At 47.9% G+C, this 23,518-nt stretch carries 17 protein-coding genes; 14 read left to right on the forward strand and 3 right to left on the reverse strand.

The genetic code is table 11. The features are described from left to right. The first annotated feature begins 99 nt into the window (after nt 1–99). The 3 genes from GA520_RS17940 (at nt 100) to GA520_RS17950 (ending at nt 3,442) form a co-directional block, all read left to right on the forward strand. Nucleotides 100–540, forward strand: coding sequence for a superoxide dismutase [Ni] (locus GA520_RS17940; protein WP_163337791.1), 441 nt, complete (start codon nt 100–102; stop codon nt 538–540). Nucleotides 541–665: 125 nt separating this feature from the next. Further along, a complete protein-coding gene (locus GA520_RS17945; RefSeq protein ID WP_163337792.1) occupies nt 666–2,063 on the forward strand; it encodes a S8/S53 family peptidase in 1,398 nt (465 codons plus the stop codon). Nucleotides 2,064–2,224: 161 nt separating this feature from the next. Then, on the forward strand, nt 2,225–3,442 hold the full coding sequence (locus GA520_RS17950; RefSeq protein ID WP_163337793.1) for an HD-GYP domain-containing protein: 1,218 nt from the start codon (nt 2,225–2,227) through the stop codon (nt 3,440–3,442). 38 nt (nt 3,443–3,480) lie between these two features. Here the strand turns inward: GA520_RS17950 and GA520_RS17955 are convergent, their stop codons facing one another. Continuing rightward, nucleotides 3,481–4,143, reverse strand: coding sequence for a hypothetical protein (locus tag GA520_RS17955; RefSeq protein WP_163337794.1), 663 nt, complete (start codon nt 4,141–4,143; stop codon nt 3,481–3,483). Nucleotides 4,144–4,487: 344 nt separating this feature from the next. Here GA520_RS17955 and GA520_RS17960 point away from each other — a divergent pair, with 344 nt between their 5' ends. The 10 genes from GA520_RS17960 to GA520_RS18005 all read left to right on the forward strand — a co-directional run bounded on the left by GA520_RS17960 (nt 4,488) and on the right by GA520_RS18005 (nt 13,870). Next, complete coding sequence (locus GA520_RS17960) at nt 4,488–5,516, forward strand: DctP family TRAP transporter solute-binding subunit (protein ID WP_163337795.1); 1,029 nt, start codon at nt 4,488–4,490, stop codon at nt 5,514–5,516. A gap of 138 nt (nt 5,517–5,654) precedes the next feature. Further along, entirely contained in the window at nt 5,655–6,128 is a 474-nt protein-coding gene (locus GA520_RS17965; protein WP_163337796.1) for a TRAP transporter small permease, read from the forward strand. Continuing rightward, nucleotides 6,128–7,411 carry a TRAP transporter large permease gene (locus GA520_RS17970; protein ID WP_163337797.1) on the forward strand — a complete coding sequence of 428 codons (1,284 nt, stop codon included), beginning with the start codon at nt 6,128–6,130 and terminating at the stop codon, nt 7,409–7,411. The genes GA520_RS17965 and GA520_RS17970 overlap by 1 nt, the downstream gene beginning before the upstream one ends. A 23-nt stretch (nt 7,412–7,434) precedes the next feature. Continuing rightward, the gene (locus GA520_RS17975; RefSeq protein WP_163337798.1) at nt 7,435–8,784 is read left to right on the forward strand and encodes a DNA recombination protein RmuC; all 1,350 of its coding nucleotides are present in this window, start codon (nt 7,435–7,437) and stop codon (nt 8,782–8,784) included. A gap of 139 nt (nt 8,785–8,923) precedes the next feature. Then, nucleotides 8,924–10,444, forward strand: a complete 1,521-nt coding sequence (locus GA520_RS17980) for an AMP-binding protein (RefSeq protein ID WP_163337799.1) — start codon at nt 8,924–8,926, stop codon at nt 10,442–10,444. 94 nt (nt 10,445–10,538) lie between these two features. After that, nucleotides 10,539–11,396: a 50S ribosomal protein L11 methyltransferase gene (locus GA520_RS17985; protein WP_163337800.1), complete on the forward strand. Its 858-nt coding sequence runs from the start codon at nt 10,539–10,541 to the stop codon at nt 11,394–11,396. 349 nt (nt 11,397–11,745) lie between these two features. Beyond that, nucleotides 11,746–12,321, forward strand: coding sequence for a TetR/AcrR family transcriptional regulator (locus GA520_RS17990; protein WP_163337801.1), 576 nt, complete (start codon nt 11,746–11,748; stop codon nt 12,319–12,321). Between the two features lie 49 nt (nt 12,322–12,370). After that, the gene (locus GA520_RS17995; RefSeq protein WP_163337802.1) at nt 12,371–12,874 is read left to right on the forward strand and encodes a DsrE family protein; all 504 of its coding nucleotides are present in this window, start codon (nt 12,371–12,373) and stop codon (nt 12,872–12,874) included. 18 nt (nt 12,875–12,892) lie between these two features. Next, nucleotides 12,893–13,336: a DUF1566 domain-containing protein gene (locus GA520_RS18000; RefSeq protein ID WP_163337803.1), complete on the forward strand. Its 444-nt coding sequence runs from the start codon at nt 12,893–12,895 to the stop codon at nt 13,334–13,336. A 30-nt stretch (nt 13,337–13,366) separates the two neighbouring features. Further along, nucleotides 13,367–13,870 (forward strand): rhodanese-like domain-containing protein, encoded by a 504-nt coding sequence (locus GA520_RS18005; protein ID WP_163337804.1) that lies wholly within the window; start codon nt 13,367–13,369, stop codon nt 13,868–13,870. A 425-nt stretch (nt 13,871–14,295) separates the two neighbouring features. On the opposite strand, the gene GA520_RS18010 is transcribed toward GA520_RS18005, so the two are convergent. Continuing rightward, nucleotides 14,296–16,854: a DUF3365 domain-containing protein gene (locus GA520_RS18010; protein WP_163337805.1), complete on the reverse strand. Its 2,559-nt coding sequence runs from the start codon at nt 16,852–16,854 to the stop codon at nt 14,296–14,298. 730 nt (nt 16,855–17,584) lie between these two features. After that, complete coding sequence (locus GA520_RS18015; protein ID WP_163337806.1) at nt 17,585–19,729, reverse strand: methyl-accepting chemotaxis protein; 2,145 nt, start codon at nt 19,727–19,729, stop codon at nt 17,585–17,587. Nucleotides 19,730–20,621: 892 nt separating this feature from the next. Between GA520_RS18015 and GA520_RS18020 the strand changes: the two genes are divergently transcribed. Continuing rightward, nucleotides 20,622–23,402, forward strand: a complete 2,781-nt coding sequence (locus GA520_RS18020) for a PAS domain-containing protein (protein WP_163337808.1) — start codon at nt 20,622–20,624, stop codon at nt 23,400–23,402. Nucleotides 23,403–23,518 lie beyond the last annotated feature (116 nt).

A 23,518-nucleotide genomic window follows, 5' to 3' on the forward strand; every position in this document is an offset into this window, starting at 1 on the left:
ACCTTATCAAATGAGAGGGGGTTCACCCTCTCACTCACTGCCATATGTCGTATCTAACACCGATGTTTCAGTTGGTGCATCAAACCAAGGAGGAAGTCCATGAAAAAAATCGTTAGTGGAATCGCCATTCTTGCCTGCTACCTCATCGTTACGTCAACTGCATTTGCCCATTGTGAAATTCCGTGTGGTATCTATGACGATAAAATGCGAATTACAATGATTGCTGAACATGTCACCACCATAGAAAAATCAATGTCCAAAATAATGGAGATTGAAAAAGCCGGAGGGAACTCCAACCAACTCGTCCGCTGGGTTATGAATAAAGAAGAGCACGCCAGCCAACTCCAGGAAATTGTCACTCAGTATTTCATGACACAACGCATCAAGACCAACACCGATAAATACCCGGAAAAACTGAGCCTGCTCCATCAAATGCTGCTGGTATCCATGCAGGCAAAGCAGACCACTGATCTTGAAAAGGTAACGGAGTTGCGAAGCCTTTTGGCGGACTTTGAAAAACTCTATTTCGCCCCGCATTAATTTCGTATATTACCTGACCGGGCAGACACCCTTAATCAGGTGATTGCCTGGTCACCGGGTTATATAAATTGCTGACTCTCAGGTTCATTCAATACCACAATTCTTCTTGCACGCTGCAACCCTGTATGAGGATCTTTCGAATAGCACCCCTGCTCCTGTTGACCATTCTAGTGGTGCCCGGGATGTTATTTTCTGCTGTTGACTCCATTATAAAACTGGAACAGGACAAACTGACCCTCCGGGTTACAGAGATGCCGCTGTCCCTCATATTGGACAGCATTGCCCAAACGGGTATCCAGATCAAAACAGATCCCCGCATCGACCCGGACATCACCGCGAATTTCTCAATGAGGCCAATCGGCAGAGCCCTTGACAGCATTCTCGGGCCCTATAACCATGCCCTTGTATGGGAACACCAGTCAGCTGACGACACCACTCTCAGCCTGGTCGAGATACAGATCTTCGAACCGGGTAAAAAAGACAGGATACGTGCCCTAAGAGAGGCTGATAATCTCGATGTCATCAAGGGAAAAAGTGGTCGTCTGCTGGTTAGAGACGTCCTGCTGCTCCACCTGAAACAAGACGCCGGAAAAGAGACTGTTGAAGCTCTGCTCAACGGCTACAACGCAACTCTTCTGAGCTGGAATGAGACCTTCGGCATCCTGCGCATTTTGCTACCCGAAGGAAGCGATCCCGAGCGGATTAGCAATACCCTCCTAAGAGAGGCCACAGTCAACCATGCCGAACCGGATTACGCCTACCCGCTCAACGCTCCGCCCGTCACACTACCCGGCCAGGGTTTGGCCACAGTCCCGCAAATACTGCCGGAACAGATAGCAGGTTCAACCATTGCAGTACTTGACAGTGGTTTCAGTAGAGAATATAGCGACAGTTCATACCTGGCGGGCAGCTACAATGCCCTGTCTCCAGAATCACCGATCGACGACCCAGTCGGCCACGGCACCCAGATGACAATGATCGCGTCCGGTGCCATCCAGCCGGTTGGTGTTGAAGAGACAACCGAATTTACGCATCCCGTACTCTCAATCCGCTCTTTTGATGATAATGGTTTTACCTCAACCTACACCCTGCTGAACTCTATTGACTACGCAGTGGCAACGGGTGCCAGAATCCTGAGTATGAGTTGGGGTTCTGAGGACAACAGCCCGATGCTCGATACGGCCATCAATTACGCAGCAGACAGCGGCCTTATATTGGTGGCAGCAGCCGGGAATTCACCAACAGGTGTTCCCGTTTACCCGGCGGCCTATGACAATGTTATAGGTGTCGGTGCCCTCATGCCGGACGGTTCTGTCTGGAATCAATCCAATTTCGGTGACTTTGTCGCTATCCAGGCTCCTGGGTTAGCCGATTTGCCTGTAGGTTATAACGGGGCTCCGGGTCTGTATGCCGGGACATCGATATCAACCGCATTTACGGCCCTGATGATCGCCGAGGCCCTGGATAAAAATCCAGAACCAGACATGGACACCCTGCTGGAAACCATAAGTGCATCCCCATAATCTGATTTTCCCGATTCAGGGACACATCGCCACCATTTTATGAAATTGGACGTACCTTACTTTTTTCAGTGTTACTCTTGCCAATATATTGTAATACAACACCGTAAACTATTGTGATATAGCACTCTGATGTACAGATAATGTTCAGTCAATAGATAGAGATGATTAAAAGAGTAAGGACAGAGAATCTACAACCGGGCAACTTCATCCACGATTTCAATTGTGGCTGGAACGGTGGCAATATATTCATCGACCAGACCTTAATTGCCGACAAGAAGATGATCGACATTATCCGTTCCTGGGGAATCAAAGAAGTGTATATCGACACGGAACGGGGTCGCGACATCGACACCGACCAGTCATCCGGGAGACAGCCTGAACTCAGACAGGTTACTCCTCCACAACCATCCAACCAGCCGGAAAAACATCCCGCACCTCCGTCCGTCCCCCTCGCCGTAGAAGTAAAAAGAGCAAAGAAGCTCCGCAGTGATGCGGTCAAGATAGTCAGACACACCCTGAAGCAGGTTGAAGAGGGGAAAACCCCTGATGTCGGTCTCACCTATGAGCTGGCACGACGGATGCGGGCATCGATCTCACGGAACAGGGATGCCCTGCTGCTGCTCACCCGCATTCGCAAGAAAGATGAATATACCCTGTACCACTCGATCAGTGTCAGCTCACTTGTACTCGATATGTGCAATTTCAAGGGATTGCCTGAAAAAAGGGCCCTTGACATGGCTGTTGGAGCCTTGTTTCATGATATCGGCAAGACAAAAGTTCCACATACCATTCTGAATAAACCGGCCAAATTGACGGCAATCGAGTTCCACGAGATGAAAAAGCATGTGGAATACTCCGTCGACCTGCTGCAAAATGCCCATAACCTGCCGTTCGAATGTTACGATATTGCCTTACATCATCATGAACACTATGACGGTGAAGGCTATCCACACGGACTTAAGGGGGAAAAAATAAGTATGGGGGCCCAGTTGACCGCGATATGCGATGTCTTTGACGCAATAACCTCCACACGATGCTACCGGGAAGGCCTGGGCACTGTTACAGGTTTAAAAAGAATTTATGAACTAAGCGACAACCATTTCAACAAAGATCTCACCCACGAGTTCATCCGCTGTATTGGTGTTTATCCGGTTGGCTCCTGCGTCAAACTCGAGGACAGGAAAGTAGGGATCGTGGTAGGCTCTACCGAGAACATCCTTCAACCCATAGTAAAAGTTTTTTACGATGGTAAACGTAACGAAAAAATCTCACCGTTCTTACTCGACCTGTCCAAATCCGGAACCTCTATCACCAGTTATGAAGAACCGGGCAGGATTGGGGTTAAGCCCTCATCGCTTCTGTCCGAGATGGTCGCTTAACCCATTCTGTCATGAAAATGGCCTTGAAAATTCTTTAGTCAGGCCAGGAGAGGTGCTTTGCTCTTGACCTCATTAAGGAATGGACGATAAAGCTTTTCATAGTCATTGAACCCCCGCATCAGGATTTTCCCCAAATGGTGAATATCCTTGTCACACACAACCATATTAGCGCTCAGGCTTAACGCCTCCAGACTGTACAAAGTGCGAAGGTCCGGCCCGATCAGGGTGTAATACATGGTCCGTCTTACCGTCATCGGCAACCATGCCACATAGTCGTGAAGCCTCGGCATTGCATCCGTTTTATTGCAGATAAGCAGGGAATAAGCAGAGCATTTCAACATCTCCATTGCCTTGTTCGGATTATCCGCCACATGTACGGCAAAATCCAATGAATCAATAGCGGACAGTACCCGCGCCCTCTCTCCTCTATCAGACGTCACCACAAGGCACCGCCTCAGGTCGGCATCCGTGTCACCATCGACCGCCTCAACACCTCCCTTTAACCAGCTTACATCGGGCGGCGCAGGAACCTTTCGAATGGACTTCCCCGGGACATGCCGGATGGGACTTTGGGCGGGAACAGCATCAAACTCAATTGTGATTTCAGTACGTTCTGTTCGATCTTTCAGTTCCGGCGGCGGGGCAAAGATATCCGGAAAGAGATCAAATGCACTGACACTGGTCATGCTTTCTACTTGCATTCAGGTCCGATCCAAAGAATTATTCACACTATGGTGAATTATCATAAAATGCCATAATACAACTTGTTACAATCTATTCCTTAATACAAAGATATTGCTTGCGGGTCAAGGCTGGAATGTGCTCATGTGCCCAACAACCGAAATGAACCTGTGATATGATCGGTCCGCGCGTACATCCATAAATAACATATATTTTACTAATGGTTTGGCTATTGACCCGCCCCTGAAAGTACTCTATTATTCAACTCCTCGTTTCCACCAAGCATCTTGCCGGGGGAAATAGAGATTGAAATAACGCGTCATACTGTTGTCACCTTTCCATTCACCCACTATTTGGAGGTACCATGATTAAACGTTCCTTTGCCCTCATCACCATTGCCGCCCTTGCACTGATTCTCCCCGCAGCAGGTATTGCCGCGGACAATTACAAAAAAGAATACAAGATGAGTGTCGTCGTCGGCCCGAAACTTCCCTGGGGTGCCGGTGCCACCAAGTTCGCCGACCTGGTGCGGGAACGAACCGACGGGCGGATCAACATCAAGGTATACACCTCGTCATCACTGATGGCGGGCAAGCAGACCAACGAATTCCTGATCCACAGGCAGGGTGTTGCAGATTTCTGTTTTGCTTCCACTATCAACTGGTCCACCACCATTAAACCACTTAACCTCTTTAACCTCCCCTTCTTCTTCCCCGACTATAAGGCACTTGATGCTGTCACCGGAGGTGAAGTCGGAACAGAGCTTGCAGATATGCTGAACCAAAAAGGCGTAACACTGCTTGCCTGGGGTGAAAACGGTTTCAGGGAAATTACCAACTCCAAGCATGCCATTGCTAAACCGGCAGATCTTGAAGGCCTTAAAGTCCGCGTGGTCGGTACCCCGATTTTTATCGATACCATGAAAGCGCTCGGTGCCAATCCGGTCAACATGAACTGGGGTGATGCCCAGGTGGCCTTCCAGCAAGGTGTTGTAGACGGTCAGGAGAACCCGGTGGTGGCCATTGAGATTCCGGTCAAAATCTGGCAATTCCATAAGTATGCCACCATCTGGAGATATGTTATCGATCCGCTGATGCTCACTGTCAACAACAAGGCTATGGCCAGCTTCACCCCTGAAGACCAGGAGATTATCCGTAAAGCCGCTATTGAAGCCGCAACCGAGCAACGCAGCATCGTCCGTAAAGGTCTGATAGCTCCTGACCTGAGTGCTCTTGAGACTTTACGATCAAACGGTATGGAAGTTGTCGAACTCGATGAAACAGCCCGTGCCGAGTTCCGCGCCAAGACCGGGGACGTCTATCAGAAATGGACACCGGTTGTCGGTGAGGAATTGGTAAAGAAGGCAGAAGCAGCCATCGCGGCCAGCAGGTAGCCTGTCGCGCTTATACTCATTCTGTCGCGCTTATACTCATTATTACTGAAAGGACAGACTGCACATTATCCCTGCAGTCTGTCCTTCTTCTTGTCTGGTCGCATGCCTGTCCGGACATTACTCCCCTGGAGATACGTTGTGTCGAAGTTTCGCTGGATCACCGATCATTTTGAAGAACTGCTCGGTGCCTCATTGCTCTGCTGCATGGCCTGCCTGGCGTTTGCCAACGTCCTTACCCGTTATATCTTTCATTACCCCCTCGCCTTTACCGAGGAGCTTGAAGTAAACGCCCTGGTCTGGCTGACCCTGTTTGGAACCGCCTCCGCCTTTCGACGCGGGCGTCATCTGCGCATGCTCTTTTTTCTCGACAAGTTTCCGCCATTGGCGCAGACGGGACTCAATCTGCTGATGTCAGTACTGGGGGTCGGTCTCTTTCTCTGGCTCGGCTACCTCGGGTATTACCAGCTGATGGATGAACGGTTACTTGAGATCACCTCCGAATCGCTCGGCCTCCCCCAGTGGCTCTACACGGTCTGTATTCCGGTCGGATGCGGCCTCATTGTTATCCGCATAATTGAAGCCGCGATCAAAGAACATATGAGGCAGAACTGATGGGCATTGTACTATTCCTGGGATTTTTCGCTTTGCTCCTTCTCGGGGCACCGATAGCAGTGGCCATCGGTGTGCCGACATTTCTGGTAATATGGGCTGCTGAGCTCGGCACACCCGTTATCGCACCTAATTTTTTTGCGGGTATCGCCAAATTCCCGTTGCTGGCTATTCCGCTGTTTATCCTGGCCGGATTTATCCTGGAACGGTGTGGTATTTCCCAGAGAATCATTCATTTTGCAAACCTGCTTGTTGGCAGAAGACGCGGCGGCCTGGCTATAGTCGCCATAGGTGTCTGTGTCTTTTTTGGCGGAGTTTCCGGGTCCGGCCCGGCCGATTCGGCAGCGATAGGGGCCATTCTTATTCCGGCCATGTATGCCCAGGGTTACAGCCGGGGCTACAGTGCAGCACTTATCGCTGCAGCCGGCTCAACAGCCATTATCGTACCGCCGTCTATCGCTCTTATCATTTATGGAGCCATCACCAACACCTCTGTGCCCGCCCTTTTTGCCGCTGGCGCGATCCCCGGTTTTCTGGCCGGCATGTCGTTGCTTATCCCTGCTATCTGGATCGCCAGGAAAAAAGGCTATGGCTCAGAAGTAGAAGGAGATGAAGGAGACAGTTCTATCTGGCATGCCTTTAAAGAAGCATTCTGGGGTCTGCTGGCTCCCATCATTATCTTAGGCGGTTTGTACGGAGGGATCTTCACCCCGACAGAGGCCGCGGTGGTCGCAGTTTTTTACAGCCTTTTTCTCGGGTTCATCATCTACCGCAGCCTCAACCTGAAAATGGCATACGAAATCCTGGTCGAAGCAAGTGAAGCGTCAGCCATCGTCATGCTGATTGTGGCCTTTGCCGGGCTCTTTTCCTGGGCCGGTTCAACAGTTGGTATTCTCGACAGCCTGGCAGGGATGCTCATGAATATCAGCACGAACGAGTGGGTTATCCTGTTTGTCATCAACCTGCTGATTTTTATCGGCGGCATGCTTATCGATGCCATATCTATTTTTTACATTTTCCTGCCGATATTTTTACCGATCATGTCCCATTTCGGCTGGGACCCCATCTGGTTCGGGGTAATGATGACGCTGAACCTCGCCATCGGCCAGTTCACACCACCTGTAGCAGTAAACCTCTATGTAACAACGCAACTTGCCAATATCCGGCTGGAAAACACATTTAAGGCGGTATGGCCCATGGTACTTGCCATGCTCATGGCACTGCTCATTGTCATCCTCTTCCCGCAGCTCTCACTGTTTATCCCGAATTTTTTCGGATTGTCCTAGGCAAGCAATTCCAAACGGAGATCATGGAAACAGAAGGCACCCATTGGCTCAGTCAACTTCTCAAAGCCCTGTCGGCCTACCAGGCCAGACCGGAGACCTATCTCTTCCTTTTGGGAGGCGTGGTTTGTATTCTTCTGTATCTTTTGCTCGCCAGTCGCAACAGGGTGCAAAAACTTGCAGAAAAAATTGAGGACGCAGCCGAGCAGCTACTACAACTTGAAACGGACAATACAACACTACGTAAATCGGAAATAGACCTGAAAGTTAAAGAAGCACAGCTGGTCACACTGATCCGTACCGAAAGAAGGAACTCGGCCGAAAAGCTGGCCCTGCTTGAAGATGCCCGAAACGATCTGCGCCTGCAGTTTTCCACTCTTGCACGAGAGATACTTGACGAAAATAATGAATCGTTCAACACGAGATCCAAGGAGCGGCTTGAATCACTCCTGCATCCTTTTCACCTCCAGCTCGATGAATTGAAAAAAGAGATCCGTCAAACCTATCTGAGCGATACCAGGGAACGAACAACCCTGCAAAGTGAACTGGCACATCTCAAGGAGATGAACCTGAAGATAAGTCAGGAAGCAGTCAACCTGACCCGCGCCCTAAAAGGTGACAAGAAACTGCAGGGCAACTGGGGAGAACTGGTACTGGAGAAGATTCTTGAACAGTCCGGCCTGCGCAAGGATCATGAGTTCGAACTCCAGAAAGGGATGAGGGGTACTGACAACAAGTTGTTTAAACCCGATGTGGTTATCCACCTGCCGGACAATCGGGATATAATTATAGATTCCAAGGTCTCCCTGGTCGCCTGGGAGAAATATTGCAGCAGCGATGACACCATGATTCAGCAGAAAGCGCTTGGCCAACAGGCAACAGCCATACGTAACCACATCACCACCCTCAGCAGCAAAAGTTATGAAGATCTTGTCGGCAGCCGCTCCCTTGATTTCGTGCTCATGTTCATGCCCGTCGATGCCCTGTTTATGGCTGCCTTCGATCATGACCGCACCCTTTTCGACGAGGCGATTAATAAAAAGGTCGTAATCGTTACTCCGACTACACTTATGGCCACCCTCAGGACAGTTCAGAATATCTGGCGATATGAACAGCAAAGCAGGAATTCACTGGAGATAGCCCGCAAGGCCGGAACCCTCTACGACAAATTCCGCGGTTTTGTAGAAGACCTGGATAAAATCGGCAAGCAACTCCAGGGGTGTAACAGTGCCTATGACAGTGCCATGGCCAAACTCAGCAGGGGCAGAGGCAACCTCGTCTCCCAGGCCAGCCAGCTTATAGACTTAGGTGTCCGGGTTAAAAAGGAGCTACCAAAAGAGATTATCGAACAACAGGATACAGGGCAGAAAAACTGACCTGCCTCTTCCCTCACACCTCCCCTTTCATTGCCAAAATGAGAAAATAATGTTACTGAAGCTGAAATTAAAAATCATCTATTATTCGTGTGTTCTGCACACCCGGTAGATATCACCGGACGGAAACAGGGAGGTTCCTGTGCTCTTACATCATCATTTTATCGATATTGCCAAGAAATTCGGTGAGAAAACCGCTATCCACGACCACTCCACCAACAAAAAGGTGCCTTACAGCAGGAGCCTTATCGCCACACTGATCCTGGCGAACATCTTCAACAAACTGGAAAAGGGCAATATTGGGTTGATGGTTCCGACTTCTGCCGGTTGCATCCTGGCCAAGCTGGGTATCCTCATGAGCGGGAGAACACCGGTAATGATTAATTACTCAACAGGTGCAGAACAAAACGCGAAATACTCCCAGAAGAAATGTGACTTCAAGACCATTGTCACCTCAAGAGCCCTGCTGGAGAAGATCGAGTGCCCTTTTGTGGACGGCATGATTTATCTCGAAGACATCATGGACTCAATCTCAACCTTCCAAAAGATTCGGGCTGCTGTTCTCTCCAAGCTACCTGCCGGGCTCATAAAAAAATTGATAAGCGGCGGCCATGAAGATGATAATATGGTCATCCTTTTTACCAGTGGCAGCGAAAAAGACCCGAAAGCTGTCCAGCTCACCCATAGAAACATCGGCTCAAACGTCGTGGCATGCACTGAACGTTTCAAGTTCACCGAGGATGAGATTTTTCTTTCAACCCTCCCCTACTTCCATGTTTTCGGTCTCACTGTCAATATGTGGATTCCCCTCTACCACGGCAACACCATACTCACTTATGCCAATCCACTCGATTACAAGAAGGTGTGCAGGATCGTGCGAGAAGGGAAGGCTACCTTGATGGTCGGCACTCCCAGTTTTTTCTGGGGATATCTCAGAAAATCTGAACCGGGAGACTTCGACTCTCTGCGCATCGGCTTAAGCGGTGCCGACAAATGCCCGGACTCGCTCAGGGATGCCTTCTATGAGAAACATAACATGCCCCTGTATGAAGGATACGGTGCCACCGAGTGCTCACCGGTTATCGCCGCCAACTGTCCGGAAGACAACCGGGCAGGCAGTGTCGGCAAACCCCTGGACGGGCTCCAAGTTCGTATTGAGAACTATGAAACCGGTGAGGAGTGCGGCCCCGGTGAAGATGGCAGAATCCTGATCAAAGGTCAAAGTGTCATGAAAGGATACTTCAACGACTTTGAGCAGACTTCGATGCATATTCGGCGTGGCTGGTATGATACCGGTGACATGGGAAATATTGATGAAGACGGTTATCTGTGGCATGTGGGGCGATTGAAGCGGTTTGTGAAAGTTGGTGGTGAGATGGTGTCACTGGTGAAAATCGAGGACACCCTCGAAAAATTACTGCCCGAGGATGCCCATTGTTGTGTCGTCGAAATCCCTGACGCCATGAAAGGTGCCCGGATCGTCGCCGTAACAACAGAGCCCCTCGACCAGAAATCGACCATCAAAAAACTGGCGGAGACGCTGCCGGCCATTGCCATCCCCAAGACCTTCCTGGTAATGGAAAACCTGCCGAAGATGGGCAGCGGCAAGATCGATTTCCGAGCCATTACAGAGCTGGCACGGAAAGAATTGGGACGTAAATAACAGTAATAACAGTTTATTGCTCTAATATTACAATAACGCCCCACATCACCTGCTGATGAGGGGCGTTGTTTTTTTCAGCCAATGGGCTTCATTCATGACAACATATCACCCAACCAAGAAAATAAACCTCGCCCCCGATTCCGTTCTTTTTATTTATTATCTTGAGGGTACCCTTCCCAGGTCATACCCAATCAACCATGATCAATACCTCGGAAACTGGGAGGAAGATGGCTTCTCTTTTCTTTTTTTCCTGCAACCTGCACCAGTTGAAATACAGCAACTGGTAGATGACCAGCCGCAACTCAAACTGCTCGACCAGTATGAAATGACCTACCGGGACTGGCAGGGTGGTGACCTGGAACCATTACAGATAGGGAGATTTCTCTTTTCCCCACCATGGGTTACACAAACAGATTCGACGGAACTCATCCCCATTACCCTGGACAGCGGAGTAGTATTCGGCAACGGCACCCACCCAACCACCGCAACCTGCCTCGAAGCTATGGAAATCGCCTGTCACGGTGGCAAGGTACAGACTATGCTTGACCTTGGCACCGGCACAGGAGTGCTTGCCCTGGCAGCTGCAAAAATAGGTGTAAAGAGAATTGCTGCAGTAGATTTCAACTATCTTGCGTGCAGGACAGCCAACACCAATGTGGTGCTCAACACGATGCAGGATTCAATAGTAGTTGTAAACGGCAGAGCCGAACAATTGCTGGCAAAACCTACTGATCTGCTGGTTGCCAACATCCACTATGATGTTATGAAGGATTTGGTACAAACGAAAGGGTTTCTGGAACAGAAATGGTTTGTTCTCTCAGGGCTTCTCAACAGTGAAACGGAAAAGATCCTCACCTCTCTCTCCGACCAACCTGTACATATACTCAAGAAATGGAACAGCAGCGGAGTCTGGAACACTCTCCTCGGCATTACAGAAGGTGACAGGAGCTGATAAACCAGCCCTCTCAACCCCAGGAAATACATCGAGACGTCAGGATACCTTTTTTTTTATAAACGAGGCGTTCCCCGTTCAAACTTTTCACTCCTGCACAACTTCATAAACACACACCTGCTTTAATTATTTTTTATATAATAACATAATGTTACAGAAACATGCCAAGTCGATGCCGGTATGATTTTAAAATAACACTTGATTTATACCACAATGTCGGAGATACTAGAACGAACGTTCGTTCCTTGTGTTGTTTCTTTACTCTACCGGATAGTACAAACAAGACACAAGGTTGATACGAGTGAAGCAGCGAGCCGAAAAGTCCGGGAAGGGGATAAGGGGGGAAGCCATGGCAACAGATAGTATTGACAGACGCGAACTTGTACTGAGCACATCATTAAAACTTTTTTCCGAGCGCGGTTTTTTTAACACCTCTGTCCACGATATTCAGAAACAGGCAAACGTGAGTATTGGTTCTATTTACCACCACTTCGGTAACAAAGAGGCAATCGCCAAGGCCCTGTTTGAACATATAGAATCGGCCATGCATGATGCTATTGCCTTGATAATTGAGAAGAACAAATCCTGCCATGACAGGTGTAAGGCAATTATTGAATACCTCTTCGAAGTTACGGAAAAGGACAAGGACACAATGCATTATATGCTTTATGCCAAACACCGGGAGTTTATGCCTGAAGAAAAGCCGGTGTGTTCATCACGCCCCTTCAATTTGATGAAAGAGATAGTCGAAGAGGGCATCCGGACAAAAGAAATACGAGAAATCGATATCAACGTAGCCGCCGTGACAATTTTCGGGGGAGCAATCCGACTCATCTTCCTGCGACTGGACGGTGTATTGGACAAAGAACTACCTTGCTACGTTGAGGAATGCTGGTCTTGCGCCTGGAGAGGCGTAGCGGGCTAAAAAAATATCACTCATGCTAGAACGAGCGTTCGTTCTAAAAGGAGAAAACATGAAATTTAGATTTTTCACTATCCTTCCGGTTCTTTGTATCCTCCTCTCATCAGCAGCCCTGGCACCAGCCGCTTCTGAGAGATTTCAGGACACAGTGGCTCTGGAGGGCATTACCCGTTCCAAAACCCTTTTTGACATCAACCTCCATGATGCATCCAAACTGGAACTGTACCTCAATGTGATCCAGCAGACCAGAGAAGATCTGCTAAGACAGCAGGTAAACCCTGAAATTATCATTGCCTTTCGAGGGGCTTCCGTCCGTCTAATCACTACCGAGCGCTGGTCTTTTACCGAAGAAGATCAGCAAAGCCTGGAAAGATCAGGCAGGTTGCTCAGTACACTCCTCGACGCAGGTGTGCGAATCGAGGCATGTTCGATAGCCACCAATCTGTTCAAGGTAGATAATGACACACTATTGCCTGGCATTAACGTCGTCGGCAACACCTTTGTCTCGCTAACCGGATACCAGACCAAAGGGTATGCCCTCATACCCATCCAATAAGAACACACGGAAATCGACATGTTCCCTTTACTTGTATATAGACACCCTGTCCTCCTTCTCCTAGTGCTCCTTATCCTCACCCCGTATCAGGCATTGGCCGGGGATAAGCTGGAGTTGACCGGCTCAGCATTTTTCAAAGACACCTATAGTCAACATATGTGGCAGCTGGACCGTTCTAAACGCATCCGAAACATCAGAGACATAAACAACTACCTGGTGACGCTCAACCAGGGGCAGTACTCCGACTGGAGGCTGCCAAGTAAGCAGGAACTGTACAACCTCTTCGCCATCTTTGACCATAAACAGAACGGCGAGGTGAAAGCCAGGATGGAAGGATATTACTGGTTGACAGACGACAAGGGAAACCCGATTGCCGGTTCCTGGGAAATCGGCGATCAATGCGGACCGTCCCGGACGTATTACCAAGGTAAATCAGGTTATATACGGGCTATTCGCCCCTAAACAACAAACATAAAAAGAGAGGTAATGAACATGCTACGAAAGATTATGATTGCAGTAATTTTTGGGTTTATGACAGTTACAGGCGCAATTGCTGCAGACAACCCGACTCCTGGTGATATCCTCAAACAGCGTATTGCCGTCGCCAACAGCAAGATCCAGTCTATCGACAGCGCTGGTCTCAAAAAGTGGATAGATGACGGCGAAAAAGAGTTCATCCTCCTTGATGTGAGGGAGCCAGGTGAAGTTTCCGCCGGAAAAATCGAGTCGGATGACTACATGTCCATCCCTCGCGGCCTTGTTGAGATGCAGTTTATCCGCAAGGTGAAAGACCTCGACAAGCCGGTTGTTATCTATTGCCTCAAAGGCAGCAGGGGGGCGCTTACGGCCGAGGCGCTGACAGATATGGGCTACAAGAATATTTACAACCTGCAGGGCGGACTGCTTGCATGGATAGCGGCCGGACACCCGGTAAGCAACTTCTTCGGCGAATTCGAGCTTGGTAATTTTGATTCCAACTTTGACAAGAAAAGTTAAAAGTATTTCAAAACATATGAGCTGACAGCCCCTTTTCCTCAGCAATCTAACCGGGGCAGGGCAACTCGTTTGAACATGACGCCATAGACTTTAGGGATTGTTGGCGGTCATACAGGCAGCAGAGACCGCAAACGAACCACCCTGCCCCGTCACAGGAGGTTGTCCGAGAAGAAACATTTTTTTCTCAGATCAAGGCATTCTCGGACAGCCTCCCGGGAGAAGAGAAAGCTGCGCTTCCGGCGGAACATGAATAGCACGTGAAAGCCCTGCAATCGAGTGGTAGAAAAGATAATTTTCATGACTGAGATAGTACAATACAAACAGACAAACTCCCCCGAGCCCCACCTTCAATAATCTGAACGTGATGAGGGTTCTGTCCTCCTGATGTTTATTCACTGCACGCAAATCAGCGTCTCCCTGGCCACTTACGTATTGTTCACCGGCATACCCCCTTTTTTTGAGCCGAGAGTATTATGTATCATCTTCGCAAGCTGCGATCGTAAGACAGGCTTATAGAGTATACCAGCCACTCCTGCTGCCTGAGCCCATCTTTCGTTCACCCGTTCACTGAACCCTGTGCATACTATTATTGCGATATCCGGTCGAATTTTCTTTAACCGAACGGCGAGTTGATCACCCGTCATATTGGGCATGGCAACATCCGTTATAACCAGATCAAAGTCATCTGGCCTGTTACGAAACAACTCCAACGCCTCCAGGCTGCTTGTTCGGGTTGTCACGTGGTATCCTAACTTTCGCAGCATACGCTCTTCAGGCAAAATGACCGCCTTTTCATCATCTACAAGAAGTATTCGTTGTCCCTGGCCTTCCCCCGCATCCCTCTCCTCGTCTGGAAGAAGGACTATGTCATCCTGAATGACAGGAAAACGAATGGTAAACCGGGTAAACGTATTTACAGTGCTGACCACCTCGAAATCTCCCTGGTGGGCTTTTATTATCCCGTAGACCATCGCCAGACCTAATCCTGTTCCTTTACCAAGCGCTTTGGTGGTGAAATAGGGTTCGAAAATCCGCTTTAGATGCTCTTTAGAAATCCCATATCCATTGTCTTCGACAGTAAGAACAACATAGTCACCTGCCGGGAGCTTCCGGCTGTTTAAATCATTACTGGCAAGATACCGCTCGTTCACCGTGAGTGAGATACATCCACCACTTTCTTCAACAGCGTGATAGGCGTTTGTTAGCAGATTCATTACAATCTGATGAAGTTGTGAGGGGTCACCTTTAATCATACTGCAATTCTTCTGGATCGAGACTGCCATCTCGATATTTGTCGGGATAGTGGCACGCGCCAGTCGAAAAGCCTCATGAGTAACTTTTTGCAGATACATTGGCAGCTGTTCGTCCATAGTTTGACGGCTGAACGCAAGAATTTGCAGGACAAGATCTTTTCCTCTCTTGCCGGCCCGCAATACTGCCCCTACATTTTCATACAACTGGCTACCCGGTGGCAAATCGAGTTGCATCAATTCAGACATACCGATTATTGGCGTAAGTAAATTGTTGAAATCATGGGCTATACCGCCTGCAAGACTGCCAATTGACTCCATTTTCTGAGCTTCCAGCAAGCGGGATTCAATATTCTTTCTTTCAGTGACGTCCCATACTATCGAAATGAAAGAATCCTTCTCTTTAAACGGCACAATTTTGGCTGAAACATAGGTCGTTCTCTCACCTTCCCGGGTCAGGGAAATGTCTTCCCACAGCATCCGCTCTGGCTCTCCACTGGCACAATCACGTTTTACCATTTTCTTTAACTCGTACCGATACTGTGGATCATGAAAAACATATTCCCAGAATGCGTGACTGTTAACTAGACATTGTCTTTTGGTCCGGTAAATCTCGCAAAAACTCTCATTCAGATAATGAAACTGTTGATCAGGACTTGCAGGAATAACAGCAACACCTATAGGCAGGTTATCCAGGATAGTGGATATAAATTTTTCTTTTTCAATTAAATCTTTCTCAACCTCGGTTTTCTCCAGGATCTTGATTTTGAGATCCCTATTGACCTCTTCAAGCTCACCGGTCCTCTGCAAAACAAGATTTTCCAGGTTCTCCTGATTACGTTTCATGAGTGTTGAGAGTGTGTTAAATGAAGCAGATAGATCTTCCATCTCACGGCTTCCCGATATTTCCACCGTCTCACCAAGTTTGGCCTCATCATGCACGATAGACTGCACCTGCTCTTGAAAAAAGCTGACGGGTTTAATCAGGAAATGATTGGTTATCAGCCAATGAATAACAAAAGAAAACATGACTGCTGCTATCAGGGAAAGCGCCAGCTCCGTGGTCATCTGATTTACAGCAGCATACGCTTCCCTGAGAGGCACTCTAATGGATATGACCGAAGCGACATCCCCAATAGTCCTGTTAAACGCACGGTCGGCACCATAAATGTCCACGAGCCCGGAAGGTGCCGCATCAGGTGTGCTGTGGCACCTCATGCAGAATGCATTGAATCTCTGCCTGTTTGCCTGCATATAAACAAAGTATGGCTCCCCGTCATGGTTGATAACCCCGGACCACTCTGGTGATATTGTCTCATCCTTTAAACGTTCAAGAAACTGGCGCTCATACTCATTTGCTTCATTTTCTTCACTGCGTGCATTAACCACTGCATTTTTATAGTAGTAGGCAGGATAATCTTCCCTGAAGTACTTGAATATTTGACGGTTGGCGTAACTGGCAGACATCCAGGTCGGTTCAAAATATGATGCAGAAACCTGATGGTTTTCAATCAATTGAAAAAGGGGCGGGCGTAACTGTTTGGTATAATATTGAATGACCGCCTGACGTTCCTGCAGGAGAATTTCTGTTTTATGCTCCGCTTCAAGAAGCGCCTCCCCTTTTAAATGAGAGTGAACGATGACAGTAATGATACACGAGGCGAGGAAGAGAAAGAAAGATGATCCCCACAGGAGCTTTACCCATAATCGTCGGCTATGCTGTATCGTTTGCATTGACCCCCTCCCCAAGGACTCACTTTCCAGGACCTTCCAAAATTTTTGGGTTATCTGACGTTCATCGCCTGGATTTACCGAAAGTAATTACCCGATATCGCTAGCTGGTACATAATGCTCACTTGAGTCAATGCTGACCGAAATGCATGATGATCAGGTAGTTTCCATTCTAAAACCAGGCGTTTTGAAGTCTACGCTTATCTGGTCCAGATCGAAGCATGTGAAAAGTGTTACCACAGGCATATTATTGATATCTCGGAGTCTCGTTCCTCACGTACCGGAGGATAAAATTTTGAGCATAACAAAGATATTGACCCAAAGGGCAGTTTTAGGATGGAAGCCAGGTAATTGACTCACGACAGACCAGGATACATACTGGATCATCACAAGATCATTGCTCATGCACAGACAACTATGCCGGTTTCCCTCAATGGGCGCCATTCATGGTCATGCACGCACACCATTTACCAAGCAGTCAGACCGTATTACCCGGTAAAAATTTCCTGGTTTGCAAGGTTAATGCGCTGTATCCATGTTCTGGTACGCACCGATCAACAGTTCAGGTGAAGTCCGCTTTGAAATTTTCACCACACAGCATTGATGCCTCCCGAATCTTTTACGAACATTGAAAAAGATGACTCAGCATCGACAAACCTTTGATGAAGATTGTGCAGGATTTGGCCGTAGCTCTCTACGGCCAAACCGACACAATCTTCATGGTGCGTCCCGGCTAGACCACAAATCTTTTTACAAGGACACCGAGCTTATCAGCTAAAGCGGTGAGTTCTGTTGAACTTTCCTGAACGTTGTTACTGCTCTTGTTGATTTCGGCTGACGTTGTATTTATGTCGGAGATATCTTTCGTAATATCAGACGTTGCGACCGAACTCTGGGCCACATTCTCATTCACCTCTGCAATACCCGCAGCAGCCTGAGAAACGTTTTCCGATATCTCTGATGTTGCGGCAGATTGTTCCTCAACGGCTGTGGCAATAGTCGTAATAACATCGTTGATGTCGTTTATTACCTCTCCAATTTTCTGGATATCCACTATCGTCCCATCAGTCGTGGTCTGCATGCCTTCAATCTGGCTCTTGATATCTACAGTTGCGTCAGCTGTTTGTTTGGCAAGATCCTTTATTTCGTTGGCAACGACGGCAAAACCTTTTCCTGCGTCACCCGCACGGGCTGCCTCTATTGTGGCATTGAGCGCCAGCAGATTTGTCTGTTCGGATATCTCGGTAATTGTTTCGGTAACTTTTCCGATACGATTCGCAGCCTCACCTAATTCGTTGATCTTACCTGATGTTTGCTCAGACTGAATAACAGCCTGTTCAGATATCCCTTTCGCACGTTCGGCATTCTGGGCAATTTCATTTACGGTTGCCGACATCTCTTCCGTTGCAGTCGCTACCATACCGACATTACTTGCAGACTGCTCCATGGCAGCAGAGACAGAGTCCATATTGGCGCTCATTTCCTCTGCAGCGGTTGCAACATTATTAGACCGACTTGATGCTTCACCAGCGCCGGAGGAGAGCTGTGAAGCAATAGCCGACAGACTAGTTGATGAGGAGGACAGGGTGTTCACCCCGGTCACAATCTCCCTTATCATTCCGCCAAGATCAGAGGAAATCTTATTCAGTGAGCTTGATAGAAGCCCGATTTCATCTTTGGAGGAGATATCAAGATTTTTGGTCATGTTCCCTTCTGCAATTGCATTTGCGAGATCTACAGCCTGGGTTACCGGTTTCGTTATAGCTCGTGAAATAAGCATGGAAACAGTGAGTGCAATGATGATAATAACCAGGGTTCCCACTAGAATGAGCGACTTTGCAAAACTTGCAGCACCGTGCGACTCGTCCTTACGGACAGCCATGAGGGTCTCTTCTCGTTCAATAAATGTTGCAACCTGCCCCCGAAACTTGTCGAAATATTTTTTCCCCCTGGCTTCACTTACAAGATGGGCCATGTCATTCATCGTCTTTGCATCACCTATTTCCCGGCGCAGGGAAATAGCTGGTTCGGTTACATCGCGTTGCCAGTTTTCAATGTTTGTCTTGATCTCATCCAGCAGGGTTACCTGGGCCGAATTGTCGCTGACGGTTTTCTTCAGATCATCCACTTTTTGATAAAATCGTGTTGCGCCGCCCGTATAAGGATCCAAAAAACTTTCCTTACCAGACAGGAGAAAGCCACGCATACCAGTCTCCATATCTACAGCAGCCGCTTCAATTCTCATTGCCTCCTTGATCACATTTTGGGTATGCTTTACCCATTTCGCTGAAGACTCCTGGTTGTCATAACTGCCGGCACCCTGCCCAGCCTCTTGTTCCCTTTTCTCGAGCAGCGTATTCTCCCTCTCAATAAATGTGGCGATTTGTCCACGGAACTTATCGAAATATGTTTTCCCCCTGGCTTCACCTACAACATCAGCCATGTCATCCATCGTTTTGGCGTCACCGATCTCTGCACGTAAAGCGATTGTGGGTTCAGTCACATCTGTTCTCCAACTGGTAATATTTGCCTCGATCTCTTCCAGCAAGGTTACCTGGGCAGGATTGTCACTGACAGTATTCTTTAACTTTTTAACCCGTTCGAGAAATGATGCATAGCCACCCTTGTAAGGATCCAGGAAATCCTCTTTTCCGGCCAACAGATACCCTCGCATCCCGGTTTCCATATCCACCGCAGCAGCGAGTATATCCATCGCACTTTCAATAACCACATAGGTATGATCAACCAACTGGCTGCTCTTCAGGAGCTTGGAGGTGGTTGAGTAAGTAATGAAGCTTAAGATTGCCACAAGGCTTAGAGAAAGAGCATTCCCCAGAAGTAATTTGTTTTTCATTTTCAGGTCGGAAATTTTGATCATCACTTTCTCCTTTGTTAGTTTGTGCGAGTTGAACAGGAAGATGAGGAAAGCCCCCCAGGCCAGGCATCTTTTACCTGTCAGGTAAATGCAATATGCGTGCCACTAAATATCTCAGCTGAAATATGTGGTACGAAAACGAGGTGCACCTGCTATGACGATAACCCAAACCTTTCGGTTCAACGCCAAAAGGAGACGTCCAATTATTAATATGAAGTGACACTGCATTTGATTTTTCCAGTAGCGAAGTGGCCACCACAGGAACAAATGGTGGTCATCATGCCTCCTTGTTTTGATTAATGCAGTCTCCCAGACGTCTCCTGCACCGGCGACCAGGAGATTTCACAACAACAAAAAGCTTTAATACCGAGCCATTAGCAATGATAAATCACATTGGCGGCATTTTTACCTCCACTATATCCTTCCAGATATGCTGTATGGTACATGGAAGTGAGCGTATTTGAGCAATGTGCAGCTTACTGCTACCATGTAGTAGAGAATCTGTCTGAGATCTGGAATTACAGGTGGGTGGCACTTTTACCACCCACCTGTTCATGGGTACACCAGGGATGATACCAATCGTCCATTTAACAAGGCAGGAGTCAATAGAGAGGTACCGTGAAACAACCTTTTCAAGCAGTTGGTCTTTATATACCGTGATTGTCATCACACTAATCCGGAGAACTCAATTCAGGCAAAAAACACGCTTCTTGGGGATAGATAGACAGAACATCCGGCATACACCTGCATGGCTTTTAGATAATGGCACAGATAATGCTGGTGACTAATGAAACAGCAGAGGCTGCAACCTCTTTTTACGGGGACAGCAATACCAGGCACATAGACCTCTATTGGCCCATCGCGTTATGAACACAACAGAGAAACAAGATGCTTAATGCGTAAACTTCCTTTCATCATAATATGCTGCATAGGGCTGATAACACTTCTCTGCATTGATGAATGGGACAGGGTCCACTGGCAGAAAGAAAAGGATACCGAACTCAAAACAACTCTTCAACTCTGCAGGGTTCGTCTTGAGAAGAGTTTCTCTACAAGCTTTAACAGGCTGCAGTCACTGTCAGCTTTATTTATAATCCATCCCGATACGACTCAGGCTTCCTTTAACGATTATGCCAGGCAGCTCCTCAGTCTCCCTCCCACAATGAGAGCGCTCCAATTCGCTGACCATAATACGATTGTAAAATATGTATACCCCGGGAAAACAAATGAAATCACCGTTCAAAAGCCGATGCACCTCCTGGATGATCCGAAGAGGGGTCCGAGCGTCAAAAAAGCCATCCGGAACCGGTTGCCAGTCCTCCAGGGCCCTCTCGAGTTACGACAGGGCGGGCAAGGATTCATCGTGCGATATCCCATCTTCGATGATGACTCATTTATTGGACTCTCCATTGGCGTGTTTGATCTCAACGGTTTGGTTTCAGAGGCCTTAAAAGGTGTTGAGCTACACAATGTAGCTGTTGCCTTACGTGACAGTTTTGGAAAATCGCTCCTTCTTCTTGGTGAACCAACCATAGAGTTGCAAGAAACAACCGTTTGGGTTGCAGATAAATACTGGACACTTTCAGTTGGCTGGCAACAACCACCCTGCAGACCAGTATGGCACAGAATAACAATCTGGCTGTTCGGCCTCGGCATCCTCCTGGCAGTTTATTATTTCTTCAGGCTTACCAGTCGGCACGAACAAGATCTTTTGGCAAAAGTTGCGACAAGAACCAGTGAACTTGAAAAAGCCAACAGGTCCCTAAGAATTAGTGACGAGCGCTTCCAACTCGCCATGGAGTTTACCCATGATGGCCTGTATGATTGGAACCGGGAAACAAACTCTATTTATTATTCCCCGGGATGGAAGAGAATGCTCGGTTATGGCGATGAACTCCCCGATAAACTGTCGACCTGGGAGACACTTTTACATCCGGAAGACAGTACATCATGCTGGTCGATGTTCAGTGAACTGGTAGAGAAGAAACGAGTATTTTTTTACAAAGAGTATAGAATGCGTCACAAGGATGGCCACTGGGTGGACATCCTCTCCAGAGCCAATGTGTTTTTTGATGAAGCAGAAAGGGGTTCCCGAATCATCGGCACCCATGTGGATATCAGCCGGCAAAAACAAGCCATGAATCACATCCACTTCCTGGCAGAGTTGCTTGAATCTCTGGGGGAAGCCGTTATAGCGACAGACCCTTCAAATACTATCATCTACTGGAATACATCCGCCGAGACCTACTTTGGTTGGGAGCATGGGGAGATACAAGGCAAAAATATCCAGGACATTGTGATATTTGCCAATGAGGATGATGTTGTCAGGGATAACCGAAAGGCGATGCAGGAGCAGAGACCATGGAGTGGAGAGGTCACCATATGCCAGAAAACAGGTGGTACATTACCAATTTTCCTCTCCATAACTCCCCGCCATGACAGCAAGGGCCACTTTGCAGGATTTATCAGTATATCCGTAAATATATCAGATAAGAAACAGTTGGAAACAGTACTCCATGAATCTCAGAGGATGCAATCCCTGGGAGTTCTCGCCGGCGGCATAGCTCATGATTTCAACAACATACTGGCAACAGTTGTTGGCAACACAGAACTTGCCCAGGAAGATGTCCCCTCTGACTCCCCGATAACTGAATACCTTGAAGAAATCTCTAGTGCTACCCTCAGGGCCAGGGACATCGTAAGGAAATTGCTTGCCTTTGTCGGTAAGGCACAAGGAAAAACAATGCCGGTTCTGATACGTCCACTTCTCTTGAACCTGGTTGATATTCTGGAAGCGACAATGCCTGCCAATATCGAATTGCGGCATGAGTTTACATCATCCCGAGCGGTCAAAGCAAACACGAAACAGTTACAGCAGGCCGTGCTGAACATTTGCACGAATTCGATGCAGGCGATGGAGAACTCCGGAGGATCGATCACGCTACAGGCAACGGATATCATACATGATCACACAAGCCCCATTGACAGCCAGGCTTCCCTGGACTGTGACCACGTCCAGATTCTCATATCGGATACAGGACAAGGTATCCCGTTTGAAATTCAGGATAGGGTTTTCGAACCGTATTTTACAACAAAAGAACTTTCGCAAGCTGCCGGCCTTGGCCTTTCCATGGCTCGAGGGATCATTGAGGAATACGGGGGGAAGTTTTTGCTTACCAGCAGACCGGATGTAGGGACCAGTATTACAATACTTTTACCAACCTGTCCTGTTGGGAATAGAAAAATGGTGATGCAACCACAGCAGCAACCTGCAGGGTATCATCGTATACTTCTTGTTGACGATGAACAGGCAATCGTTACGATGAGTCGGAAGATGCTTGAACGAAACGGCTACTCGGTAAGTGCATTTACCAGTAGTCGTCAATCCCTGGAAGCATTCAGAGCGACCCCTGAAGCCTTTGACATCCTTATTACAGACATGAATATGCGGGAGCTGAACGGCGTAGAACTTGCCGGGAAATTAAGGGCAATTCGCGTTGATATCCCTATAATTCTCTGTACAGGTTACAGTGACATGATATATTCTGAAAATACGGCTGAACTTGGCGTCGATGTGTTGCTTCATAAGCCGGTAAGAAAAAATGAACTCCTTAAAGCTGTTCATCAACTTCTTTCAGAAAAAAAATACCCTCCTCCCTATTACCGAGAAGAATGAAAAAGAACAGGCTTACGGACAACACCCAAATTCATGCGCTCATTATGCGCTACAAATATGATGAGGCAATAAGAAAAGTCTCTCAAGGAATAATCCACGATTACAATATTTGCATA

The sequence above is a fragment of the Desulfopila sp. IMCC35008 genome (assembly GCF_010646885.2).
GTDB lineage: Bacteria > Desulfobacterota > Desulfobulbia > Desulfobulbales > Desulfocapsaceae > Desulfopila.

Excerpts from the sequence above, each read along its gene's own strand:
- GA520_RS17940 (WP_163337791.1), top strand. The coding sequence starts at position 100 with ATGAAAAAAATCGTTAGTGGAATCGCCATTCTTGCCTGCTACCTCATC.
- GA520_RS17945 (WP_163337792.1), top strand. The coding sequence starts at position 666 with ATGAGGATCTTTCGAATAGCACCCCTGCTCCTGTTGACCATTCTAGTG.
- GA520_RS17950 (WP_163337793.1), top strand. The coding sequence starts at position 2,225 with ATGATTAAAAGAGTAAGGACAGAGAATCTACAACCGGGCAACTTCATC.
- GA520_RS17955 (WP_163337794.1), bottom strand. The coding sequence starts at position 4,143 with ATGCAAGTAGAAAGCATGACCAGTGTCAGTGCATTTGATCTCTTTCCG.
- GA520_RS17960 (WP_163337795.1), top strand. The coding sequence starts at position 4,488 with ATGATTAAACGTTCCTTTGCCCTCATCACCATTGCCGCCCTTGCACTG.
- GA520_RS17970 (WP_163337797.1), top strand. The coding sequence starts at position 6,128 with ATGGGCATTGTACTATTCCTGGGATTTTTCGCTTTGCTCCTTCTCGGG.
- GA520_RS17975 (WP_163337798.1), top strand. The coding sequence starts at position 7,435 with ATGGAAACAGAAGGCACCCATTGGCTCAGTCAACTTCTCAAAGCCCTG.
- GA520_RS17985 (WP_163337800.1), top strand. The coding sequence starts at position 10,539 with ATGACAACATATCACCCAACCAAGAAAATAAACCTCGCCCCCGATTCC.
- GA520_RS17990 (WP_163337801.1), top strand. The coding sequence starts at position 11,746 with ATGGCAACAGATAGTATTGACAGACGCGAACTTGTACTGAGCACATCA.
- GA520_RS17995 (WP_163337802.1), top strand. The coding sequence starts at position 12,371 with ATGAAATTTAGATTTTTCACTATCCTTCCGGTTCTTTGTATCCTCCTC.
- GA520_RS18000 (WP_163337803.1), top strand. The coding sequence starts at position 12,893 with ATGTTCCCTTTACTTGTATATAGACACCCTGTCCTCCTTCTCCTAGTG.
- GA520_RS18005 (WP_163337804.1), top strand. The coding sequence starts at position 13,367 with ATGCTACGAAAGATTATGATTGCAGTAATTTTTGGGTTTATGACAGTT.
- GA520_RS18010 (WP_163337805.1), bottom strand. The coding sequence starts at position 16,854 with ATGCAAACGATACAGCATAGCCGACGATTATGGGTAAAGCTCCTGTGG.
- GA520_RS18015 (WP_163337806.1), bottom strand. The coding sequence starts at position 19,729 with ATGATCAAAATTTCCGACCTGAAAATGAAAAACAAATTACTTCTGGGG.
- GA520_RS18020 (WP_163337808.1), top strand. The coding sequence starts at position 20,622 with ATGCGTAAACTTCCTTTCATCATAATATGCTGCATAGGGCTGATAACA.